This is a genomic window from Streptomyces sp. NPDC017991 (assembly GCF_044328075.1).
GTDB lineage: Bacteria > Actinomycetota > Actinomycetes > Streptomycetales > Streptomycetaceae > Streptomyces.
Window position 1 is genome coordinate 255,138 of the sequence record NZ_JBIRGP010000007.1, and the last position, 20,301, is coordinate 275,438.

A 20,301-nucleotide genomic window follows, 5' to 3' on the forward strand; every position below is an offset into this window, starting at 1 on the left:
TTTTACGTATAACGTCGCTCGTCATACGTACCATGTGCGCTGTCCGCGAGTCCAGCAGAAAGACAGGTCGACGGTGGCAGCAGGCAGCCCCCGCCCCACGAGCCGTGACGTCGCCCAGGCCGCCGGAGTGTCACAGGCGGCCGTCTCCCTCGTGCTCGGCGACAAGTGGCGCGGACGGGTCTCCGAACGCACCGCCGAACGCGTCCGCGAAGCCGCCCGGGACCTCGGCTACCGGCCCAACCTCGCCGCCCGCAACCTCCGCCTGGGCAGCACCCGCACCGTGCTCCTGGTGGTACCCGCCCTCACCACGGAGTTCTTCGCGGGCGTGTACACCGGCGCGGCCCGCGTGGCCGCCCACCACGGATTCGGCGTACTGCTCTACCCCTCCCCCGAAGGCATCGGACCGGCCCGCGACCCCTTCGCCTCCGCACAGGCCGCCCTCGACGGCGTCATCGCCTCCTCCATGGCCGCGGACGCCCTCACCGCCATCCGCGGCGACCAGCTCCCCCTGGTCATGCTCGACAGCGACCCGGCCGGCAGCACCGGCGCGGCGACCGTCAACCTCGACATCCGCGACGGCGTCCGACAGGTCGCGGAACACCTCCTGGCCCTCGGCCACCGCCGCTTCCTGCACCTCGCGGCCGACATCCCGTCCTGGACCTTCGACATTCGCGCCCGCGAACTCGCCGAACGCCTGGCCGCCGTCCCCGGCACCGAACTGCGCACGGCCTCCGCCCCGATCACGATCGACGACGCCCGGGCCGCCGCGGAAACCGCCCTCTCCGCCCCCGGACCCCGCCCCACGGCCCTCGTCTGCGACGACGACAAACTGGCCGCCGGCGCCTACAAGGCCGCCCGCCGCCTCGGCCTGCGCATCCCCGACGACCTCTCCGTCACCGGCCTCGACGACCTGGCCCTCGCCACCGCCCTCGACCCCGAACTGACCACCGTCCGCCTGGACGCCGAACTCTTCGGCGAACGCGGCATGCAAGCCCTCCTGGCCGTCCTGGACACCCGCACCCCCTCCCCCGACGACATCCCGGTCACCCTGGTAATCCGAGGCTCCACGGCACGCCCGGGGATCTTGTAGGAGGCGCGGCTTTTTTTGGGGGCCGCGGGGAACGGCGCAATCCTTCGTCTTCAGGGGCGCGGGGAACGGCGCAGTCTTTCGTCTTCAGGGGCGCGGGGAACGGCGCAGTCTTTCGTCTTAAGGGGCGCGGGGAACGGCGCGACCAGCCCCCACCGGGCCCGTAGAACACCGCGTGCCCCCGGCCGGAAGAGGCCGAGGGCACGCAAGGTTCAAGAAGGTGAAGCAGGTCGAGAAGATCGAGGAGGTCGAAAAGATCACTCCTCGTCTTCAGGGTCCTCCGCCTCCGCAGCGGTGGAAGCCCCACCTTCCTCCAGCAGCCGACCGAGCTGCCGCCCCACAATCCGCTTGAACTTCCGCGCCTGCGGCCGCGTCCGGTCCAGCACAGCGACCTCCAGCCGCTCCGCCGGAATCTCCCGCTCACTGCCGTTCGTGTCACGCGACAACGCCTGAACGGCCAGCTTGAGCGCCTCGGCCAACGACATCCCGTCCTCGTGCCGCTGGTCGAGATACGTACTGATCGTCTCGGCGTTGCCGCCGACCGCCACCGACCCGTGCTCGTCCACGATCGACCCGTCGTGCGGCAGCCGGTAGATCTGATCGCCCTCGGGGGTCTCCCCCACCTCGGCGACCACCAGCTCCACCTCGTACGGCTTCTCCGCCGCGGACGAGAAGATCGTGCCCAGCGTCTGGGCATAGACGTTGGCGAGACCACGGGCGGTCACGTCATCACGGTCGTACGTGTACCCCCGCAGGTCGGCGTAGCGCACACCACCGATCCGGAGATTCTCGTACTCGTTGTACTTGCCGGCGGCCGCGAAGCCGATCCGGTCATAGATCTCGCTGAACTTGTGCAGCGCACGGGACGGGTTCTCGCCGACGAAGACGATGCCGTCGGCGAACTGCAGCACAACGAGGCTGCGGCCACGGGCGATGCCCTTGCGGGCGTATTCCGCCCGGTCGGCCATGGCCTGCTGGGGTGATACATAGAACGGCGTCGACACCGGCTATCCGTCCCTTTCTGTGGAAGTCACTGGATCACCTTGAAAACGGGCCGCTGCTAGAGCAGCGCGGCGCGCGGACCATCGGGCTGCTCCAGGCGCCGCTCGATGATCGCGCCGGCGATCTCGGAGGACTCCTGGTCCGTGAGCCGGCGGAAGCCGTCCTCGGTGATCACGGTGACGATCGGGTAGATCCGGCGGGCGACATCGGGACCACCGGTCGCCGAGTCGTCGTCTGCCGCGTCGTACAGCGCCTGTACGACGAGCGTCGTGGCCTGCTCTTCCGTCAGGCCCTTCTGGTACAGCTTCTTCATCGCACCGCGCGCGAAGAGCGAGCCGGAGCCCGTGGCCGCGAAGCCGTGCTCCTCGGAACGGCCGCCCGTCACGTCGTAGGAGAAGATGCGGCCCCTGTCGCGGTCGACGTCGAACCCGGCGAAGAGCGGCACCACGGCGAGGCCCTGCATGGCCATGCCGAGGTTCGAACGGATCATCGTGGAGAGGCGGTTCGCCTTGCCCTCCAGGGAGAGCGTGGTGCCCTCCACCTTCTCGAAATGCTCCAGCTCCAGCTGGAACAGCTTCACCATCTCGACGGCCAGGCCTGCCGTACCGGCGATACCGACGGCCGAGTACTCGTCCGCCGGGAACACCTTCTCGATGTCCCGCTGCGCGATGACGTTGCCCATCGTGGCCCGGCGGTCACCGGCGAGAACGACACCGCCGGCGAAGGTGACGGCGACGATGGTCGTGCCGTGCGGGGCCTCGATGACTCCCTGCATGGGCGGCAACTGCCGCTTGCCCGGGAGCATCTCCGGCTGGTGGTCGGACAGGAAGTCCATGAAGGACGACGACCCAGGCGTCAGGAAGGCAGCTGGTAGACGCCCGGTGCTACGAGTGTTGGCTTCCACGAGGATCCCTCCAAGTAGGCGGCAGCCCGACGAACTGCGTCGGGATCATCTCCCAACTTGCCGATGGCCGAATTGCAGTTGAAGCACAGTACGCCACGGACCCTACCCGTCTCATGGCAGTGATCCACATGAACGGCCGGAGCTTTCAGGCAGATCACGCAGAGCCCCATTTGGGAGGCGACCATCTCGTCCCGCTCGGCTTCGGTCATGCCGTAGTGGCGCTTAAGGTGACCCGCACGCCCCTTGGCTGCGCGACAGGCTTTACAACTCGTCGAAAGACCGTCAGAGGCTGTCGCGTTGCGGTGCCACTCATCATGCGGCTTGATCTCGCTACAGCTCCGGCAGAACTTGTGTCCGTCAGGCGTCTCCACTCTCGGCCGAACGTTCTCACCCTTCGCTACCTGACGGGACTGGTGATACTCCGCCCAGCACTCTCGGCAGTACGCCTGCAGCCCGTCCCGAGTCGCACTGTTGCCGGCGAACGCTGCCCGCGGTCTGGACTCTTTACACCGCGAACAGCGCTTCACCCTCAGCTCCCCTGACACTTACAGCCCCACACCCTGAACCTTCGATTCCAAGGCAATTAGCCCGACCGAGCCCCTACTGTCCACCCTTCTGAACAAATGAACGAACGAAGTCCTCGGCATTCTCCTCGAGGACATCGTCGATTTCATCCAAGACCGAGTCGACATCGTCGCTCAGTTTCTCCTGGCGCTCCTTGAGGTCCTCCGATGCCTGTGCCTCGGGCGCTTCCTCGACCTGCTCGGTCTCGCGCGTCGCCTTCTGCTGTCCGCCGCCGGTGTCCTTGGTCGCCATAACCCTCACCCCGCTCGGTTTCGACGTTCTTGATCAGACCCTACAAGCAGGGTCCGACATCGGCCCCACAGTTGCCACAACGTCCGGGAACCACCTCGATGATTCCCGGACTACGACTTTTCCACCCTGTCGGGCCGGATCGGCCCGGTGGTCGTTTCAGTTGCCCGACAGGACCTTGACCAGGTCTTCTGCCGTCCGACAGCGGTCGAGGAGCTCTTTCACGTGATTACGCGTTCCGCGAAGCGGCTCCAGGGTTGGAACGCGCTGGAGCGAGTCCCGGCCCGGCAGATCGAAGATCACCGAGTCCCAGGAGGCCGCCGCGACGTCGTCCGCGTACTGTTCGAGGCAGCGCCCGCGGAAGTACGCGCGCGTGTCCTCCGGCGGCTTCGTCTCGGCCCGCTCGACACCCGTCTCGTCCAGGAGCCGCTTGATCCGGCCACGGGCCACCAGGCGGTTGTAGAGGCCCTTGTCGGGCCGTACGTCGGCGTACTGGAGGTCGATCAGGTGCAGGCGCGCGGCGTCCCAGTCGAGGTCGTCACGGCGCCGGTAGCCCTCCATGAGCTCCCGCTTGGCCACCCAGTCCAGCTCGCCGGACAGGCTCATCGGGTCGGTCTCAAGCCGGCCCAGGACGTCCTCCCAGCGGTTCAGCACGTCCTTGGTCTGCTCGTCCGCGTCGGCACCGTAGCGTTCGTCGACGTACTTGCGTGCCAGCTCGAAGTACTCCATCTGGAGCTGGACCGCGGTGAGTGTCCGGCCGCTGCGGAGGGTGATCAGGCGCTTGAGGGTGGGGTCGTGCGAGACCTGGTGCAGGGTGCGCACCGGCTGGTCCACGGCGAGGTCCACGGCGATGAAGCCGTCCTCGATCATGGACAGGACGAGGGCGGTGGTGCCGAGCTTGAGGTAGGTCGAGATCTCGGAGAGGTTCGCGTCTCCGATGATCACGTGCAGGCGGCGGTACTTCTCGGCGTCCGCGTGCGGCTCGTCGCGGGTGTTGATGATGGGGCGCTTCAGAGTGGTTTCGAGGCCCACCTCGACCTCGAAGTAGTCGGCGCGCTGGCTGAGCTGGAAGCCGTGTTCGTGTCCGTCCTGACCGATGCCCACGCGGCCCGCGCCGGTGACGACCTGGCGTGAGACGAAGAACGGCGTGAGGTGGCGCACGATGTCCGAGAAGGGGGTCTCCCGCTTCATCAGGTAGTTCTCGTGCGTGCCGTAGGAGGCGCCCTTGTTGTCGGTGTTGTTCTTGTAGAGGTGGATCGGCTGGGCGCCGGGGAGCTGGGCGGCGCGCTCGGCGGCTTCGGCCATGATGCGTTCGCCGGCCTTGTCCCACAGGACGGCGTCCAGTGGGTTGGTCACTTCGGGGGAGCTGTATTCGGGGTGTGCGTGGTCGACGTACAGCCGTGCCCCGTTGGTGAGGATGACATTGGCCAGGCCGATGTCCTCGTCGGTGAGCTGACTGGAGTCGGCGGCTTCGCGGGCGAGGTCGAAGCCCCGCGCGTCCCGCAGCGGGTTCTCCTCCTCGAAGTCCCAGCGGGCCCGCCGGGCCCGGTGCATCGCCGCCGCGTAGGCGTTGACGATCTGGGACGAGGTGAGCATGGCATTGGCGTTGGGGTGGCCGGGGACGGAGATCCCGTATTCCGTCTCGATGCCCATTACTCGCCGTACGGTCATGCGGCCCTCCTTGCCCGGCGGCGTCCTCGGTCGGGGACGCCGCTCAAGTACCGCTGGCGCTCCGGTGCGTGTGCGGTGCCCGTCCCCGCACTGCGCGACTCGGCGGTACCGAAGAGCCTAGAGCGCCTTTGCACTGGTGGGGAGATCATTTGCGTCATTGCTCAGCTCCAGCTGTGCCCTGGAAAACAGTTGGCTGCGGGTACCCGGTGAGGGCACCCGCAGCCAGCCTGTCTTTTACAGGTACTGACCGGTGTTCGCCACCGTGTCGATGGAGCGTCCGGTGTCCGCGCCCTGTTTTCCGGTGATGAGTGTCCGGATGTAAACGATCCGTTCGCCCTTCTTTCCGGAGATGCGGGCCCAGTCGTCCGGGTTGGTGGTGTTGGGCAGGTCCTCGTTCTCCTTGAACTCGTCCACGCAGGCCTGGAGCAGATGGGAGACCCGCAGACCCTTCTGGGCGTGTTCGAGGAAGTCCTTGATCGCCATCTTCTTGGCGCGGCCGACGATGTTCTCGATCATGGCGCCGGAGTTGAAGTCCTTGAAGTAGAGGACTTCCTTGTCGCCGTTGGCGTACGTGACTTCGAGGAAGCGGTTTTCCTCGGATTCGGTGTACATGTGCTCGACGGCGGTCTGGATCATGCTCTGGACGGTGGTGCTCTTGCTGCCTCCGTGCTCTCCGACGTCGTCGGGGTGCAGCGGGAGCCGCTCGGTGAGGTACTTGGCGAAGATGTCCTTGGCCGCTTCGGCGTCCGGACGCTCGATCTTGATCTTCACGTCGAGGCGGCCGGGGCGCAGGATGGCGGGGTCGATCATGTCCTCACGGTTGGAGGCGCCGATCACCACGACGTTCTGCAGGCCTTCCACGCCGTCGATCTCGGCGAGCAACTGCGGGACGATGGTGTTCTCCACGTCCGAGCTGACGCCTGATCCGCGGGTGCGGAAGAGGGATTCCATCTCGTCGAAGAAGACGATGACGGGGGTGCCCTCGCTGGCCTTCTCACGGGCGCGCTGGAAGACGAGGCGGATCTGCCGCTCGGTCTCACCGACGTACTTGTTGAGGAGTTCGGGGCCCTTGATGTTGAGGAAGAAGCTCTTGCCGGTGGCCTGCCCGGTCACTTCCGCGACCTTTTTGGCCAGTGAGTTGGCGACGGCCTTGGCGATGAGTGTCTTGCCGCACCCGGGGGGCCCGTACAGAAGTACGCCCTTGGGTGGGCGCAGTTCGTGCTCCTTGAAGAGGTCGGGGTAGAGGTAGGGGAGCTCGACCGCGTCGCGGATCATCTCGATCTGGCCGCCCAGACCGCCGATCTGCTCGTAGCCGATGTCGGGGACCTCTTCGAGGACGAGCTCTTCGACCTCGCTCTTGGGCACGACCTCGTAGACGTAGCCGGAGCGGGGTTCGAGGAGGAGGGCGTCGCCCGGACGGATGACTACGTCCAGCAGTGGTTCGGCGAGCCGTACCACCCGTTCCTCGTCGGTGTGCCCCTGTACGAGGGCGCGCTCGCCGTCCTCAAGGATCTCTTTGAGGGTGACGATGTCGCCGACGCTCTCGTATTCCATGGCCTCGACCACGTTGAGAGCTTCGTTGAGCATCAGTTCCTGGCCGCGCCGGAGCTCTTCGAGCTCGACGCCGGGGCTGACGTTCACACGGAGTTTGCGGCCTCCGGTGAAGATGTCGGCGGTGCCGTCCTCGTTCGCTGCGAGGAAGACTCCGAAGCCGGCCGGCGGCTGTGCGAGCCGGTCGACTTCCTCCTTGAGTGCCACGATCTGGTCGCGGGCCTCTCGGAGGGTGTTGGCCAGCCGCTCGTTCTGCGCGGAGACGCCGGCCAGGTTGGTCTGCAGCTCGACGATCCGCTCTTCGAGAATCCTCGTGTGTCGCGGAGAGTCGGCGAGCTTGCGTCGCAGGACGGCGATCTCCTGCTCAAGGTAGGCAATCTGCCCGGACGGGTCGTCGGACCCTCGTCCCGGGCGGATGCCGCGGTTCATGTCGTCGTCGTGGGCTGCCACGGTCCTCACCTCCTCCAAGGGGAGCTGGACGCTTCCAGACCCTACCTGGGTGGGTGTCGATTGAAACCCCTAGATCAAAAGACTGTCGGGGTGTGTCCGATCTTCACCCTTGCGCTCTCCCTCACGCCAGTGGAATACCCACCCAACATGGTTGGGAAGCCGACAGAGGTAGGGTCGAACTGTTCAACACCCGTCAGAGCTGGCCCGATTCCCCGCCTTCAGGCCGCTCTGCGCAGGAAACGGCAGGAGAAATGACCGTGCAGCAGGAGGCCGGAGTCGACGGCGAGGCGCTTGAGGTCTGGATCGACCAGGACCTCTGCACCGGCGACGGGATCTGCGCCCAGTACGCGCCCGAGGTGTTCGAACTGGACATCGACGGGCTGGCCTATGTGAAGAGCCCGGGTGACGAGCTTCTGCAGACCCCGGGTGCGACAACGCCCGTACCCCTGACGCTTCTGCGTGATGTCGCCGACTCCGCGAAGGAGTGTCCGGGCGACTGCATCCATGTACGTCGCGTGTCGGACAGTGTCGAGGTCTACGGTCCCGACGCGGAGTGAGCGCGCGGGCACCTCGCGTGACGCGGGTGCCCGGTTCCTCCCGGTTGTCATTCTTCTCACCTGCGCGGGCTCACCCGCTCGGGTGCCCGGTCTCACATACTGCGGGCCGTGGGTGGTGTCGAGCGTATGAAGGCGCCGTTCTTCCACTGCCACTTGGCGCCCTCGTTCACGTCGGGGCAGCAACTCGGTATGTCGGGCGACGAGTAGCCGAGCAGGGTCGCGGTGACGGTGGCGTCGCGGAGGGCGAAGTCCTTCACGGACAGTCGGTCCTTGGGGTCCACGAGGGTGGCCACGACTCTGGCCTTCGAGGTGCCCTCGGACCTGGTGAGGACGTAGACGCCGCTGGGCGGGGTGCCGGATCCCGCGTCGCAGCGGACGACGGCGACCGTCTCGGGGAGGCCGTCGCCGTCGAGGTCGCCCGAGGCCTTCTTCTGGACGAGGACCTTCGCGGGGCCGCAGTCCAGGGGAAGGTCGGCGTGGGCCGGGTCGGGAGGCGTCACGGCCGCCGGGGCGCTCCTCGCCTCGATGCCGTGCGGGGCGGCCTTGGCCTCGTCGGGCTGCAGGAAGCCCGAGGCGGCGACGACCGCGGCGAGCGCTGCCGCCGTGGCGACCCAATGGATGGGGCGGGCGTGGGTGTGGGCCAGTTCCGGGACGGCGGAGTGCTGCACTAGGAAGTGTCTCCTGTGAGGGCTGTGCCGGTGGGGTGGCCAGAATGGTGCCACACGTCACACCGCGAGGGAACGGTGGGGTGGACGGTACTGGCGGAACGTCAAGGGAAACGCGCTGTGGCCGAGTTCCGAGGGGTCCTCGGGAACTCGGCCACGGTGCTTGCGCGTTGTGTGCGGCACAGGGCCGCTTTAGCGGCCGGCGGCTCCGCCGTCGGCGTTCGGACCGGTGTAGTCGTCGCCGTACGCGCCCTTGGAAGGGCGGCGGCGGCGCATGGGCGGCTCGACGCCGTCCGCGAGGCGGCGGGCGGTGAGCAGGAAGCCGGTGTGGCCGATCATCCGGTGGTCGGGGCGGACAGCCAGTCCCTCGATGTGCCAGTTGCGGACCATCGACTCCCAGGCGGACGGCTCGGCGAAGCAGCCGATCTCGCGGATGGACTCGACGGTCCGGGCGAGCTGGGTGGTGGTCGCCACGTAACAGCAGACGATGCCGCCGGGGACGAGCGCCTTGGAGACGGCCTCCAGGCACTCCCAGGGGGCGAGCATGTCGAGGACCACCCGGTCCACCTCGGTGTCCGAGAGGTTGTCCTGGAGGTCGCCGACGGTGAGCTGCCAGGCGGGGTGGGGGCCGCCGAAGTAGCGCTCCACGTTCTGCTGGGCGATCTCGGCGAAGTCCTCGCGGCGCTCGTACGAGTGGAGCATGCCCTGGTCGCCGACGGCGCGGAGCAGGAAGGTGCTGAGCGAGCCGGAGCCCACGCCTGCTTCCACAACGCGTGCGCCGGGAAAGATGTCGGCGAAGGCCAGGATCTGCCCCGCGTCCTTGGGGTAGACCACGGCGGCGCCGCGGGGCATGGAGAGGACGAAGTCGGGGAGCAGGGGGCGCAGCGCCAGATAGGCGACGTTCCCCGTGGTGCGGACAACGCTGCCCTCGGGTGCGCCGATCAGCTCGTCGTGCGGGAAGGAACCCTTGTGGGTGTGGAAGTTCTTCCCCGCTTCGAGCGTGAACGTGTAGTGGCGGCCCTTGGGGTCGGTCAGCTGTACCTGGTCCCCGACCTTGAAGGGCCCGCGTCGGCGGGCGGCACCGGTCGGTTCGGACATGTCACTCAGCCTACCGGCGATTGCGCAGGGCGCCGACCACGGTCCTGGTGCGCACAGGCCGGCGGAGTTCTACGGGGGGCTAGGAAGGCCTTGCCATGGCTTTTACGAAGGCCTTCTCCACGTCCGCCGCCGAGAGGACTCCATAGATCTCGCCGGAGTCCTCCACCACGAGGTATTCGGTGGCCGGGGTGGCGCGCAGGGCTTCCAGGAGGTCCTCGCCGGCCAGTTCGGCGGAGACGCGCATGCCGTCGGTGAGGTCCTGGGCGAGTCCGCTGACGGCGACCCAGGGGCGGCGGTGTTCCGGTACGCCCACGATGGCGGCCTCGCGGACGAGGGAGAGGGGGTCGCCGTCGGCGTCCACGACGACCAAGGCGCGGGCACCCGCCTCGTTGGCGCGGCGCAGTGCTTCGGAGAGCGGGGTGTGGGTCTCGACGGGGACCGCGCGCCGGGTGAGGGCGCGGGCTCTCAGTTCGGGCAGGTGTTCGCGCAGGCGGGCCACCCGGAGGCTGTTTCCGGCGCCGGTCCAGATGATTCCGGCGAGGATCGCGGCGAGCAGGGCGTCCATGACGGTGTCCATGCCGCCGATGTCCTGGGCGTCGGTGCCGAGGCCTCCGGAGTGGGTGAGCAGGGGCAGTCCGATGAGTACGGAGATCGCGAGGGCGCGGCCGACCCAGGCGGCGGCGATGGTGCCGCTCATGGGCTTGCCGGTGATCTTCCAGACGACCGCCCGGAGCATGCGGCCGCCGTCGAGGGGCAGGCCGGGGAGGAGGTTGAACGCGGCGACGATCAGGTTGGAGATCATCAGTCCGCCCAGCAGGACGCCGGGGACGGTGCCCGGTTCGACGGTCTGGAGGGCGAGGTAGAAGAGGCCGCCGAGGATGAGGGAGAGCAGGGGGCCGACGAAGGCGAGGACGAACTCGCGTCCGGGTGTCTCGGACTCCTTCTCGATCTCGGAGACGCCGCCGAAGAACTGCAGCTGGATACGGCGCACGGGCAGCTTGAAGCGCAGGGCCGCGACCGTGTGCGCCAGTTCGTGGACGAGTACGGAGGCGTAGAAGGCGACCGCGAAGAACAGGGAGACGAGGTAGCGGGCCATGCCCAGTTCGGGCAGGACGCGGTCGAGCTGGCCGCCGAAGACCCAGGTGATGAGCGCGGCGACGAGGAACCAGCTGGGTGCCACGTACACGGGTACGCCGAAGGGGCGTCCCATGAGGAGGCCGCCGCCGGGTTCTTTGGGCCGCTTGGGGGCGGGGCCCTTCCTGCCCTTCTTGCCGCCGGGCGCCGGGGTGGTGTGGGCCTCGGACCTGTGGGCCTCGGTCTCGTGGGTGGCGTGCGGCTGTCCGGTCGTGTGGCTGTCGGTCCCTGTGTCCGCCGGGGTCGGGGCGGGGTGGTGGCTCGTGCCGGTGCGCGGTGCGGGCGTCCGCTCTTCGCTGCCCTGGTCGTCCGTGGGTTCGGGGTGGGCCGGGCCCGTCGTTTCCGCCGTTTCCGTCGTTCCAGCCGGTTCCGTCGGGGTGCCGGCGTCGTGCGGCTGCTGGTCGGAGGGTGGCCGGGCCGTCGTGGTCGCCGGGTCACCGGGTCGCGGCTGACCCGTACGGAACTCGTCCGCGTCGTCAGTACCGGATCGCGGCTGACCGCTCCCGCCGCTCTCGTCCACGATGTCCCCTCGTTCGACGCGTGTCCCGCTCGCGATCATGCACGCGAGAGGTCTTGTGGTCGATGGTATGCGGCCGTCGCGGCGTGTTCGGCCCCGGCACCCCCTCCGTTTCCCGGGCGGGCGTACGGCGCGTAGGTCACCGTGTGTCGCGGTGTCAGTGGCGAGCCGTAAGGTCTGTCGACATGGAAACCAGCACCGACGGCGTCGCGCGGGACGGCTCCGAAGCCGTATCGGCGGACGACGTGGTCCAGCCGTCCGACGCCGTGGCCGCGCCGCCCGCGGTCCCCCCTGCCGGCCCGGCCGGTCCCGCCGGAGCCGTGGTGCCCCGGCCCGCCGACCCGGCCGCCGGGTCCGCGGTCGCGTCGCCGGGGGCCGAGGACGGGAGCGGCAGCGGGTCGGCGCCGGGTGCGGAAGCGCGGTCCGACGGCACCGGGCCCGGGCCCGGGGAGGCCGCGACCACGACGGGCCGGGCCGCCGAGAGCGGGTCCTCCGGTCGGGTCAGGGATCCCGCGGCTCCGACCTCGTTGTCTCCCTCGCGGGCCGGGGACTTCATGCAGTGTCCTTTGCTGTACCGCTTCCGGGTGATCGACAAGCTGCCCGAGAAGCCGAGCGAGGCGGCGACCCGCGGGACGCTGGTGCACGCGGTGCTGGAGCGGCTCTTCGACGCCCCGGCCACCGAGCGGACCGCGCCGCGCGCGAAGTCGCTGATCCCCGGTCAGTGGGACCGGCTGCGGGAGGCGAAGCCCGAGCTGGCCGAGTTGTTCGCGGACTCCGACGAGCAGAGCGCGGGCGAGAAGCTGACGCGCTGGCTCGGTGAGGCGGAGCGGCTGGTCGAGCGCTGGTTCACCCTGGAGGACCCGACCCGTCTGGAACCGGCGGAGCGCGAGCTGTTCGTGGAGGCGCAGCTCGACTCGGGTCTGAAGCTGCGGGGGATCATCGACCGGGTGGACGTGGCGCCCTCGGGTGAGGTGCGGATCGTCGACTACAAGACGGGCAAGGCCCCGCGTCCGGAGTACGCGGAGGGCGCCCTGTTCCAGATGAAGTTCTACGCCCTGGTGGTGTGGCGGCTGAAGCAGGTCGTCCCGCGCCGTCTGCAGCTCGTCTATCTGGGCAGCGGCGATGTGCTCACGTACGACCCGGTGCCGGCGGATCTGGAGCGGGTGGAGCGCAAGTTGCACTCGTTGTGGGAGGCGATCCGGCTCGCCACGGAGACCGGTGACTGGCGTCCGCGGCCCACCAAGCTCTGCGGCTGGTGCGATCACCGGGCGGTCTGTCCGGAATTCGGTGGTACTCCCCCGCCGTATCCGCTGCCGGTGCGGGTGCCCGGGTCCGGGGACGCCTGAGCGCGGGGGCCGTCGGCGTGCCCCGCGGGCGTAGCGGGTGACCCCCGCAGGGCAGAATGGGGCCGGACTAGCGAAGGAGACTCACGTGGCCATCCGCGTCCTACTGGTCGACGACCAGCCGCTGCTGCGCACCGGCTTCCGGATGATTCTGGAGGCGGAGCAGGACATCGCGGTCGTCGGCGAGGCCGGTGACGGTCTCCAGGCGATCGATCAGGTTCGTGCCCTGCAGCCCGATGTGGTTCTGATGGACATCCGTATGCCGAGGATGGACGGGGTCGAGGCGACCCGGCAGATCACCGGTCCGGGCCGGGACGGTCCGGCGAAGGTGCTGGTGCTGACGACCTTCGACCTCGACGAGTACGTGGTGGAGGCCCTGCGCGCCGGCGCCAGCGGTTTCCTCCTGAAGGACGCCCCGGCCAACGAGTTGGTGCAGGCGATCCGGGTGGTGGCTGCGGGCGAGGCCATGCTGGCGCCGAGTATCACCCGCCGGCTGCTCGACAAGTACGCGGGGCATCTGCCCTCGGGCGACGAGCCGGTGCCGGACACCTTGCACACGCTGACCGAGCGTGAGGTCGAGGTCCTGAAACTGGTGGCCCGGGGGCTGTCGAACGCGGAGATCGCCGCCGATCTGTTCGTCAGCGAGACCACGGTCAAGACGCATGTGGGCCATGTCCTGACCAAGCTGGGGCTGCGGGACCGTGTGCAGGCCGCGGTGTACGCGTACGAGAGCGGTCTGGTGCGCCCCGGCGCTCAGTGACCGTGCGCGGCCCGCGGTGACGGCCGAGAACGGTACCGGTGACACAGCAAGAATGGCCGCCCCCTTCTGGAAGGGGGCGGCCATTGTCATGGGGTCGTCAGTCGCTGCCCACTCCGCGGCCCAGCTCCCACAGCTGCAGCGTGGCCGACGAGTTGAGCGCGTACTCGGCGCCGGTGATGTCGTCCCGTACGGCGACGTACTGCTTGCCCTGCCACAGGGGCAGGAGCGGGACGTCGTCGGCGACGATGCTCTGGATCTCCTCGATGCTCTTCGAGGCGCTGAGGCGGTCGGCCTCGCGACGCGACTCCGGGATCAGGTCCTCCCGGATGCGCTTGTTCACGTACGGCGACGCGATGGTGTTGTCCTTGTCCAGGAACGGCGTCAGGAAGGTCTCCGCGTCCGGGAAGTCGGGGAACCAGCCCATGCCGTAGACGGCGAACTTGCCCTCACGCTGCTTGGGGCGGTAGGTCTCCCACTTCTCGCCCTTGATGTCGACGTCGAAGAGGCCGGTGTCGTTGAGCTGCTTCTGCAGTGTCTCGAACTCGACCTTGGTGGCGGCACCGTAGTGGTCCGTCGTGTAGTTCATCGTGAACTTCACCGGCGTCGTGATGTTCGCCGCGGTGAGCAGTGCCTTGGCCTTGGCGACATCCGGCTCGCCGTACTCGTTGAAGAACGAGTTGGCGTGGCCGGTGACGGTGGCCGGGACCATCGAGTACAGCGGGTCGGCGCCGGTGCCGTACACCTTGGAGGTCAGTTCGCCGCGGTTGACGATGTTGGCGATCGCCTGGCGGACCGCCTTGTCCTTCAGGGACGGCTTCTCGACGTCGAAGCCGAGGTAGCGGATCTCCAGGCCCGGCTGCTCGATCACATCGATGTCGCTGTCCTTGGCGTTCTGCAGCTTCTTGATCTGCTCGGGCGACATGGTGCGGGTCATCATGTCGATGTCGCCCTTGTCGATCGCGGCGCCCATGGAGTCCGTGTCCTCGAAGGAGCGCAGCTCGACCTTGTCGTTCTTGATGTCCGAGATCCCCTGGTAATAGGGGTTCTTGGTGAAGACGACCTTGGTGACGTCGTCGCCCTTGGTCTCGGCCTTGAGGCTGTACGGACCGGAGCCGCTGACCTCGAAGCCGTCCCGCAGCTTGTTCTTGGCGTAGTCCTTGGGGTTCAGGATGCCCGCGACCGGCGTGGACAGCTTGAACGGGAAGGTGGCGTCGGCGCTGTTGAGGTGGAAGATCACCTCGCGGTCGCCCTTGGTCTCGACGGCGTCGACGGTCGACAGCAGGGCGAAGACGCCCGTGTCGGCCTTGATCTGCAGCGCGCGGTCGATGGAGAACTTCACGTCCTCGGCGGTGACCGGGTCACCGTTGGAGAACTTGAGGTCCTTGCGCAGCGTGCAGGCGTACCGCTCGTTGCCGGAGTCGGTGAATCCGCACTCCTCGGCGGCCTCCGGAGTGGGGTCGCCGCCGCCGTTGGGCATGGCCATCAGGGTCTGGACCGTCTGGCGCAGCACGTTCCAGGCGCCGACGTCGTACGCGTAGGCCGGGTCGAACGGGGCCGGTGCCTCCTTCGAGGCGGTGAACCGGTCGGTGGTACCGACGACGATTGCGTCGCCGCCGTCGCCTCCACTGTCGGATCCGCCGCATGCGGCGAGGACAGAGGCGAGCAGACCGATCGCGGCCGGCAGCACCAAAGGCTTACGGTTCATGCTCGAAGTTCTCCAGAGCTGTCGATCCCGCGGGCCCGGCGTGCCGGGGTGTTGCGGTCGGGTTCACGGGGGTTACGGCGATGTTCTCGCGATGAGATTAGTCGGGACCGGCAGGACGGTTCGCAGGTACCGGAGTTGAGTTCCCATCACGCTGCGAGACCGGCCGTGGACGCACCGAAAAACCGACAGCGGAAGGATTCGTACACCGTTCCACAAATAAGGACACAAGGGCACGCCAGCGACCATCACAGAGGCCTACCAGGCACGCCGGGGGCCCTCTGTCGACCCCCTCCGCAGTGGCGAACGTCACACCTTCAACTGTGTGTGAGAGTACCGGAATTCGGCCATCCGAGGCGCGCGGCGGGTGATCGAATTATTCCGGTGCAGTGACCACGCGGTTTTTCCGCATTCACTCGCGCACCGTGGGTGAACGATTAGCGCTTTTCCGTCATCAGACCTCGGAGAAAAGGCAGGTCGACCTGTTCGAGGGATCGTACGACGGTCCTTCCGGCAGCCGGGGCGATGGGCGCCACGGAGGGTACGGCCACGACCTGGCAGCCCGCTGCCTCGGCGGCGGCCACGCCCGTCGCGGTGTCCTCGATGACCGCGCACCTGGCCGGATCCGCGCCGAGCCCGGCGGCGGCGATCAGATACGGGTCGGGGAAGGGCTTGGTGCGCTCCACCTCGTCGCCCGCGACGGTCAGGGTGAAGTTCTGCGCGCCGAGCGAGAGCAGTACGCGGTCGATGATGCGGCGGTGCGAGGCGGAGACCAGCGCGGTGGGGATGCCGTGCGCGGCCAGCTCCGCCAGGAGTCTCGCGGCGCCGGGCATCAGCGGGAGGGACCGGGCGATGCGGTTCTCGAACCCGTCGTTCAGCAGCACGGTGAGCTCGGAGAGGGTGATCGTGGCGCCGGTGGCCTCGATGAGGAAGCCGGCGCTGCGGGTCATGGGGCCGCCGACCACGACGTGGCGCCAGGAGTCGTCCAGCCGGTGGCCGAGCTGGGCGAACACCTCCACCTCGGCGTCCCACCAGAAGCCCTCGGTGTCGACGAGGGTGCCGTCCATGTCCAGGAGGACTGCCTGGAGGGTGGAGCTTTCGGCTGTCCGGGTGCCTGGCGGGGGGACCGTACTGGTCATAGGCGCACCTCCGTTTAGGGGACGAGAAGGCCGGTTCCCTCCTGGGGAACCGGCCTGCGCTGGACCGACAAGTGTACGTCGGTGCTCGCGTCGGCGCCTCTTTGGATGGCGGCCCCTGCCGGGGGGGGCGGGGGCGCGGGGTGTCTGGTCGGCTGACGGTGCGTCGTGGTTGCTCGCGCCGTTCCCCGCGCCCCTGAAAGACGAAAGACTGCGCTGTTCCCCGCGCCCCTGTGGGGCGCCCCCCCTCAGCGGGCGTTGAAGTACTTTGCTTCCGGGTGGTGGATGACGATGGCGTCCGTGGACTGTTCCGGGTGGAGTTGGAACTCCTCCGAGAGGTGGACGCCGATGCGTTCCGGTTCCAGGAGGCGGGCGATCTTCGCGCGGTCCTCCAGGTCGGGGCAGGCGCCGTAGCCGAGGGAGAAGCGGGCGCCGCGGTACTTGAGCGCGAACATGTCTTCGACGTCGGCCGGGTCCTCGCCGGCGAAGCCGAGTTCGGAGCGCACGCGCGCGTGCCAGTACTCGGCCAGCGCCTCGGCCAGCTGGACGGACAGACCGTGCAGTTCGAGGTAGTCGCGGTAGGAGTTCGCCTCGAAGAGCTTCGCCGTCTCCTCGCCGATCCGGGAGCCGACGGTGACGATCTGGAGGCCGACGACGTCCGTCTCGCCGGACTCCTCGGGGCGGAAGAAGTCGGCCAGGCACAGCCGGCGGCCACGGCGCTGGCGCGGGAAGGTGAAGCGGGTGCGTTCGTTGCCCTGGTCGTCCAGGAGGATCAGGTCGTCGTCCTTGGAGACGCAGGGGAAGTAGCCGTATACGACCGCCGCTTCGAGGAGGTTGCCGGTCTGCAGCTGGTCCAGGAGGCCGCGCAGCCGCGGCCTGCCCTCCGTCTCCACCAGCTCCTCGTAGGTGGGCCCGTCGCCCGTGCGGGCCTGCTTGAGGCCCCACTGGCCCTTGAACAGCGCGCCCTCGTCGAGCCAGGACGCGTACTCCTTGAGCTGGATGCCCTTGATGACGCGGGTGCCCCAGAAGGGCGGGGTGGGGACCGGGTTGTCGACGGCCACGTCCGAGCGGGCCGCGCCCTCCTCCGGGCGTTCCTCGACGACCGTCTGGGCGGTGGCCCGCACCCGGCGCTGCTTCAGCTCCGGCAGACTCGCGCCGGGCACGCCGCGCTTGACGGCGATCAGCGCGTCCATCAGGCGCAGGCCCTCGAACGCGTCGCGGGCGTAGCGGACCTCGCCCTCGTAGATCTCGTGGAGGTCCTGCTCGACGTAGGCCCGGGTGAGGGCGGCGCCGCCGAGGATGACCGGGTAGTCGGCGGCCATCTTGCGCTGGTTGAGCTCCTCCAGGTTCTCCTTCATGATCACCGTGGACTTGACCAGGAGCCCCGACATGCCGATGACGTCGGCACGGTGTTCCTGGGCGGCCTCCAGGATCGCGGAGACGGGCTGCTTGATACCGAGGTTGACGACGGTGTAGCCGTTGTTGGACAGGATGATGTCGACGAGGTTCTTGCCGATGTCGTGGACGTCGCCGCGCACGGTGGCCAGCACGATGGTGCCCTTGCCGTCGTCGTCGGTCTTCTCCATGTGCGGTTCCAGGTGGGCCACCGCGGTCTTCATGACCTCGGCGGACTGGAGCACGAATGGCAGTTGCATCTGGCCCGAGCCGAACAGCTCGCCGACGACCTTCATGCCGTCGAGGAGCGTCGCGTTGACGATGTCGAGGGCCGGGCGCTCCTTCAGGGCGTCGTCCAGGTCCTGTTCGAGGCCGTTCTTCTCGCCGTCGATGATGCGCCGCTTGAGCCGCTCGTCCAGCGGCAGGGCGGCGAGTTCCTCCGCGCGGCCGGCCTTGCGGGACTTGCTGGTCGCGCCCTCGAAGAGGGCCATCAGCTTCTGGAGCGGGTCGTAGCCCTCGCGGCGGCGGTCGTGGATGAGGTCGAGGGCGGTGGTGACCTCCTCCTCGGTGAAGCGGGCGATCGGCAGGATCTTCGAGGCGTGCACGATCGCCGAGTCGAGGCCGGCCTTGACGCACTCGTCGAGGAAGACCGAGTTGAGCAGGACGCGCGCGGCCGGGTTGAGGCCGAAGGAGATGTTCGACAGACCGAGGGTGGTCTGGACGTCGGGGTGGCGCTGCTTGAGCTGCCGGATCGCCTCGATGGTGGCGACGCCGTCGCCCCGGGACTCCTCCTGGCCGGTGCAGATGGTGAAGGTCAGGGTGTCGATGAGGATGTCCGACTCGTGGATGCCCCAGTTGCCGGTGAGGTCGTCGATGAGGCGCTCGGCGATCGCGACCTTGTGCTCGGGGGTGCGCGCCTGGCCCTCCTCGTCGATGGTCAGGGCGATCAGCGCGGCGCCGTGTTCCTGCGCGAGCTTGGTGACCTTCGCGAACCGCGACTCGGGGCCGTCGCCGTCCTCGTAGTTGACGGAGTTGATGACCGCGCGCCCGCCGAGCTTCTCCAGGCCGGCCCGGACGACGTCGACCTCGGTGGAGTCCAGGACGATCGGCAGGGTGGACGCGGTGGCGAAGCGGCCGGCCAGTTCCCGCATGTCGGCGACGCCGTCGCGGCCCACGTAGTCGACGCACAGGTCGAGCATGTGCGCGCCCTCGCGGATCTGGTCGCGGGCGATCTCCACGCAGTCGTCCCAGCGGCCCTCCAGCATGGCCTCGCGGAACTTCTTCGAGCCGTTGGCGTTGGTGCGCTCGCCGATCGCCATGTAGGCGGTGTCCTGGCGGAACGGCACGGTCTGGTAGAGCGAGGCGGCGCCCGGCTCGGGGTGCGGGTCGCGCGGGGCGGGTGTCAGGTCCCGTACGCGTTCGACGACCTGGCGCAGGTGCTCGGGGGTGGTGCCGCAGCAGCCGCCGATCAGGGAGAGGCCGTACTCGGTGACGAAGGTTTCCTGGGCGTCGGCGAGTTCGGGGGCGGTCAGCGGGTAGTGGGCGCCGTTCTTGCCGAGGACCGGGAGGCCCGCGTTCGGCATGCAGGACAGCGGGATGCGGGAGTGGCGGGCCAGATAGCGCAGGTGCTCGCTCATCTCGGCGGGCCCGGTGGCGCAGTTGAGGCCGATCATGTCGATGCCGAGCGGCTCCAGCGCGGTGAGCGCGGCGCCGATCTCCGAGCCGAGGAGCATGGTGCCGGTGGTCTCGACGGTCACGGAGACGATCAGCGGCAGGTCCACGCCCAGCTTGTCCAGGGCCCGGCGGGCGCCCAGCACGGACGCCTTGGTCTGCAGCAGGTCCTGGGTGGTCTCCACGAGCAGCGCGTCGGCGCCGCCGACGATCATGCCTTCGGCGTTCTGCTGGTAGGCGTCCCGCAGGAGCGTGTACGGGGCGTGGCCGAGGGTCGGCAGCTTGGTGCCGGGGCCCATGGAGCCGAGGACCCAGCGCTGCTGTCCGGTGGAGGCGGTGAACTCGTCGGCGACCTCGCGGGCGATGCGGGCCCCGGCCTCGGAGAGCTCGTGGACGCGTTCGGCGATGTCGTACTCGGCCAGGGCCGCGTGGTTGGCGCCGAAGGTGTTGGTCTCGACGCAGTCGACGCCCACCGAGAAATATTCCTCGTGGACGGAGCGCACGATGTCCGGGCGGGTGATGTTCAGGATCTCGTTGCAGCCCTCAAGGTCCTGGAAGTCCTCAAGGGTCGGGTCCTGCGCCTGGAGCATGGTGCCCATCGCGCCGTCGGCCACCACCACGCGGGTGGCGAGCGCCTCGCGGAGGGCGTCGGTTCGAGCCCGGCTGTAGGCCGACTCGGACGGAAGGGACGGGTTCGGCAACGAGGCCATGGAAGATGCTCCCTGGAGTGCGACGGCTGTCGGCTTTGCGCTTCTTGTGGAAGGCGCACGCCGTCAGGGTAGCCCGCGGCGGCGCCGGAGGGGCGGGAGCGTCCACGGGACGGACGCGCGATCCGTTCCCGGCGT

16 protein-coding genes are annotated in these 20,301 nt (G+C 68.6%); 4 read left to right on the forward strand and 12 right to left on the reverse strand.

All coding sequences use genetic code 11. The features are described from left to right. The first annotated feature begins 73 nt into the window (after nt 1-73). On the forward strand, nt 74-1,090 hold the full coding sequence (locus ACH4DZ_RS22260; RefSeq protein WP_398288991.1) for a LacI family DNA-binding transcriptional regulator: 1,017 nt from the start codon (nt 74-76) through the stop codon (nt 1,088-1,090). A 254-nt stretch (nt 1,091-1,344) separates the two neighbouring features. Here ACH4DZ_RS22260 and prcA read toward each other — a convergent pair whose 3' ends face one another. The 6 genes from prcA to arc form a co-directional block, all read right to left on the reverse strand. Further along, on the reverse strand, nt 1,345-2,091 hold the full coding sequence (gene prcA / locus ACH4DZ_RS22265; protein WP_189779325.1) for a proteasome subunit alpha: 747 nt from the start codon (nt 2,089-2,091) through the stop codon (nt 1,345-1,347). A 56-nt stretch (nt 2,092-2,147) separates the two neighbouring features. Beyond that, nucleotides 2,148-2,993, reverse strand: coding sequence for a proteasome subunit beta (gene prcB, locus ACH4DZ_RS22270; RefSeq protein ID WP_398288992.1), 846 nt, complete (start codon nt 2,991-2,993; stop codon nt 2,148-2,150). Next, nucleotides 2,945-3,520 carry an endonuclease VII domain-containing protein gene (locus ACH4DZ_RS22275; RefSeq protein WP_398288993.1) on the reverse strand — a complete coding sequence of 192 codons (576 nt, stop codon included), beginning with the start codon at nt 3,518-3,520 and terminating at the stop codon, nt 2,945-2,947. The genes prcB and ACH4DZ_RS22275 overlap by 49 nt, the downstream gene beginning before the upstream one ends. A gap of 73 nt (nt 3,521-3,593) precedes the next feature. Next, nucleotides 3,594-3,809, reverse strand: coding sequence for a ubiquitin-like protein Pup (locus ACH4DZ_RS22280; RefSeq protein ID WP_107019856.1), 216 nt, complete (start codon nt 3,807-3,809; stop codon nt 3,594-3,596). Between the two features lie 156 nt (nt 3,810-3,965). Beyond that, a complete protein-coding gene (gene dop, locus ACH4DZ_RS22285) occupies nt 3,966-5,477 on the reverse strand; it encodes a depupylase/deamidase Dop (RefSeq protein WP_398288995.1) in 1,512 nt (503 codons plus the stop codon). Between the two features lie 234 nt (nt 5,478-5,711). Then, the gene (gene arc / locus ACH4DZ_RS22290) at nt 5,712-7,478 is read right to left on the reverse strand and encodes a proteasome ATPase (protein ID WP_398288996.1); all 1,767 of its coding nucleotides are present in this window, start codon (nt 7,476-7,478) and stop codon (nt 5,712-5,714) included. Between the two features lie 251 nt (nt 7,479-7,729). Between arc and ACH4DZ_RS22295 the strand changes: the two genes are divergently transcribed. Further along, nucleotides 7,730-8,035 (forward strand): ferredoxin, encoded by a 306-nt coding sequence (locus tag ACH4DZ_RS22295; protein WP_189779315.1) that lies wholly within the window; start codon nt 7,730-7,732, stop codon nt 8,033-8,035. 92 nt (nt 8,036-8,127) lie between these two features. On the opposite strand, the gene ACH4DZ_RS22300 is transcribed toward ACH4DZ_RS22295, so the two are convergent. From ACH4DZ_RS22300 to ACH4DZ_RS22310, 3 genes are all read right to left on the reverse strand, one after another. Further along, complete coding sequence (locus ACH4DZ_RS22300) at nt 8,128-8,703, reverse strand: hypothetical protein (protein ID WP_398288997.1); 576 nt, start codon at nt 8,701-8,703, stop codon at nt 8,128-8,130. A gap of 189 nt (nt 8,704-8,892) precedes the next feature. Next, nucleotides 8,893-9,798, reverse strand: coding sequence for a tRNA (adenine-N1)-methyltransferase (locus ACH4DZ_RS22305; protein ID WP_107019861.1), 906 nt, complete (start codon nt 9,796-9,798; stop codon nt 8,893-8,895). Nucleotides 9,799-9,877: 79 nt separating this feature from the next. Further along, nucleotides 9,878-11,452: a site-2 protease family protein gene (locus ACH4DZ_RS22310; RefSeq protein ID WP_398288998.1), complete on the reverse strand. Its 1,575-nt coding sequence runs from the start codon at nt 11,450-11,452 to the stop codon at nt 9,878-9,880. Between the two features lie 182 nt (nt 11,453-11,634). Between ACH4DZ_RS22310 and ACH4DZ_RS22315 the strand changes: the two genes are divergently transcribed. Beyond that, on the forward strand, nt 11,635-12,795 hold the full coding sequence (locus tag ACH4DZ_RS22315; RefSeq protein WP_398288999.1) for a RecB family exonuclease: 1,161 nt from the start codon (nt 11,635-11,637) through the stop codon (nt 12,793-12,795). Nucleotides 12,796-12,880: 85 nt separating this feature from the next. Then, nucleotides 12,881-13,552, forward strand: a complete 672-nt coding sequence (locus ACH4DZ_RS22320; RefSeq protein ID WP_107019862.1) for a response regulator transcription factor — start codon at nt 12,881-12,883, stop codon at nt 13,550-13,552. Between the two features lie 97 nt (nt 13,553-13,649). Here ACH4DZ_RS22320 and ACH4DZ_RS22325 read toward each other — a convergent pair whose 3' ends face one another. The 3 genes from ACH4DZ_RS22325 to metH all read right to left on the reverse strand — a co-directional run bounded on the left by ACH4DZ_RS22325 (nt 13,650) and on the right by metH (nt 20,166). Beyond that, a complete protein-coding gene (locus ACH4DZ_RS22325) occupies nt 13,650-15,257 on the reverse strand; it encodes an ABC transporter substrate-binding protein (protein ID WP_398289000.1) in 1,608 nt (535 codons plus the stop codon). 434 nt (nt 15,258-15,691) lie between these two features. Then, the gene (locus tag ACH4DZ_RS22330) at nt 15,692-16,393 is read right to left on the reverse strand and encodes an HAD-IA family hydrolase (protein ID WP_398289001.1); all 702 of its coding nucleotides are present in this window, start codon (nt 16,391-16,393) and stop codon (nt 15,692-15,694) included. A gap of 245 nt (nt 16,394-16,638) precedes the next feature. Further along, nucleotides 16,639-20,166, reverse strand: a complete 3,528-nt coding sequence (gene metH, locus ACH4DZ_RS22335) for a methionine synthase (RefSeq protein WP_398289002.1) — start codon at nt 20,164-20,166, stop codon at nt 16,639-16,641. Nucleotides 20,167-20,301: the final 135 nt, after the last annotated feature.

What these genes read in the sequence shown, in the direction of transcription:
- metH (WP_398289002.1), bottom strand. Translation starts at nt 20,166, where the DNA reads ATGGCCTCGTTGCCGAACCCGTCCCTTCCGTCCGAGTCGGCCTACAGC.
- dop (WP_398288995.1), bottom strand. Translation starts at nt 5,477, where the DNA reads ATGACCGTACGGCGAGTAATGGGCATCGAGACGGAATACGGGATCTCC.
- ACH4DZ_RS22305 (WP_107019861.1), bottom strand. Translation starts at nt 9,798, where the DNA reads ATGTCCGAACCGACCGGTGCCGCCCGCCGACGCGGGCCCTTCAAGGTC.
- ACH4DZ_RS22315 (WP_398288999.1), top strand. Translation starts at nt 11,635, where the DNA reads ATGGAAACCAGCACCGACGGCGTCGCGCGGGACGGCTCCGAAGCCGTA.
- ACH4DZ_RS22295 (WP_189779315.1), top strand. Translation starts at nt 7,730, where the DNA reads ATGACCGTGCAGCAGGAGGCCGGAGTCGACGGCGAGGCGCTTGAGGTC.
- ACH4DZ_RS22325 (WP_398289000.1), bottom strand. Translation starts at nt 15,257, where the DNA reads ATGAACCGTAAGCCTTTGGTGCTGCCGGCCGCGATCGGTCTGCTCGCC.
- ACH4DZ_RS22330 (WP_398289001.1), bottom strand. Translation starts at nt 16,393, where the DNA reads ATGACCAGTACGGTCCCCCCGCCAGGCACCCGGACAGCCGAAAGCTCC.
- ACH4DZ_RS22280 (WP_107019856.1), bottom strand. Translation starts at nt 3,809, where the DNA reads ATGGCGACCAAGGACACCGGCGGCGGACAGCAGAAGGCGACGCGCGAG.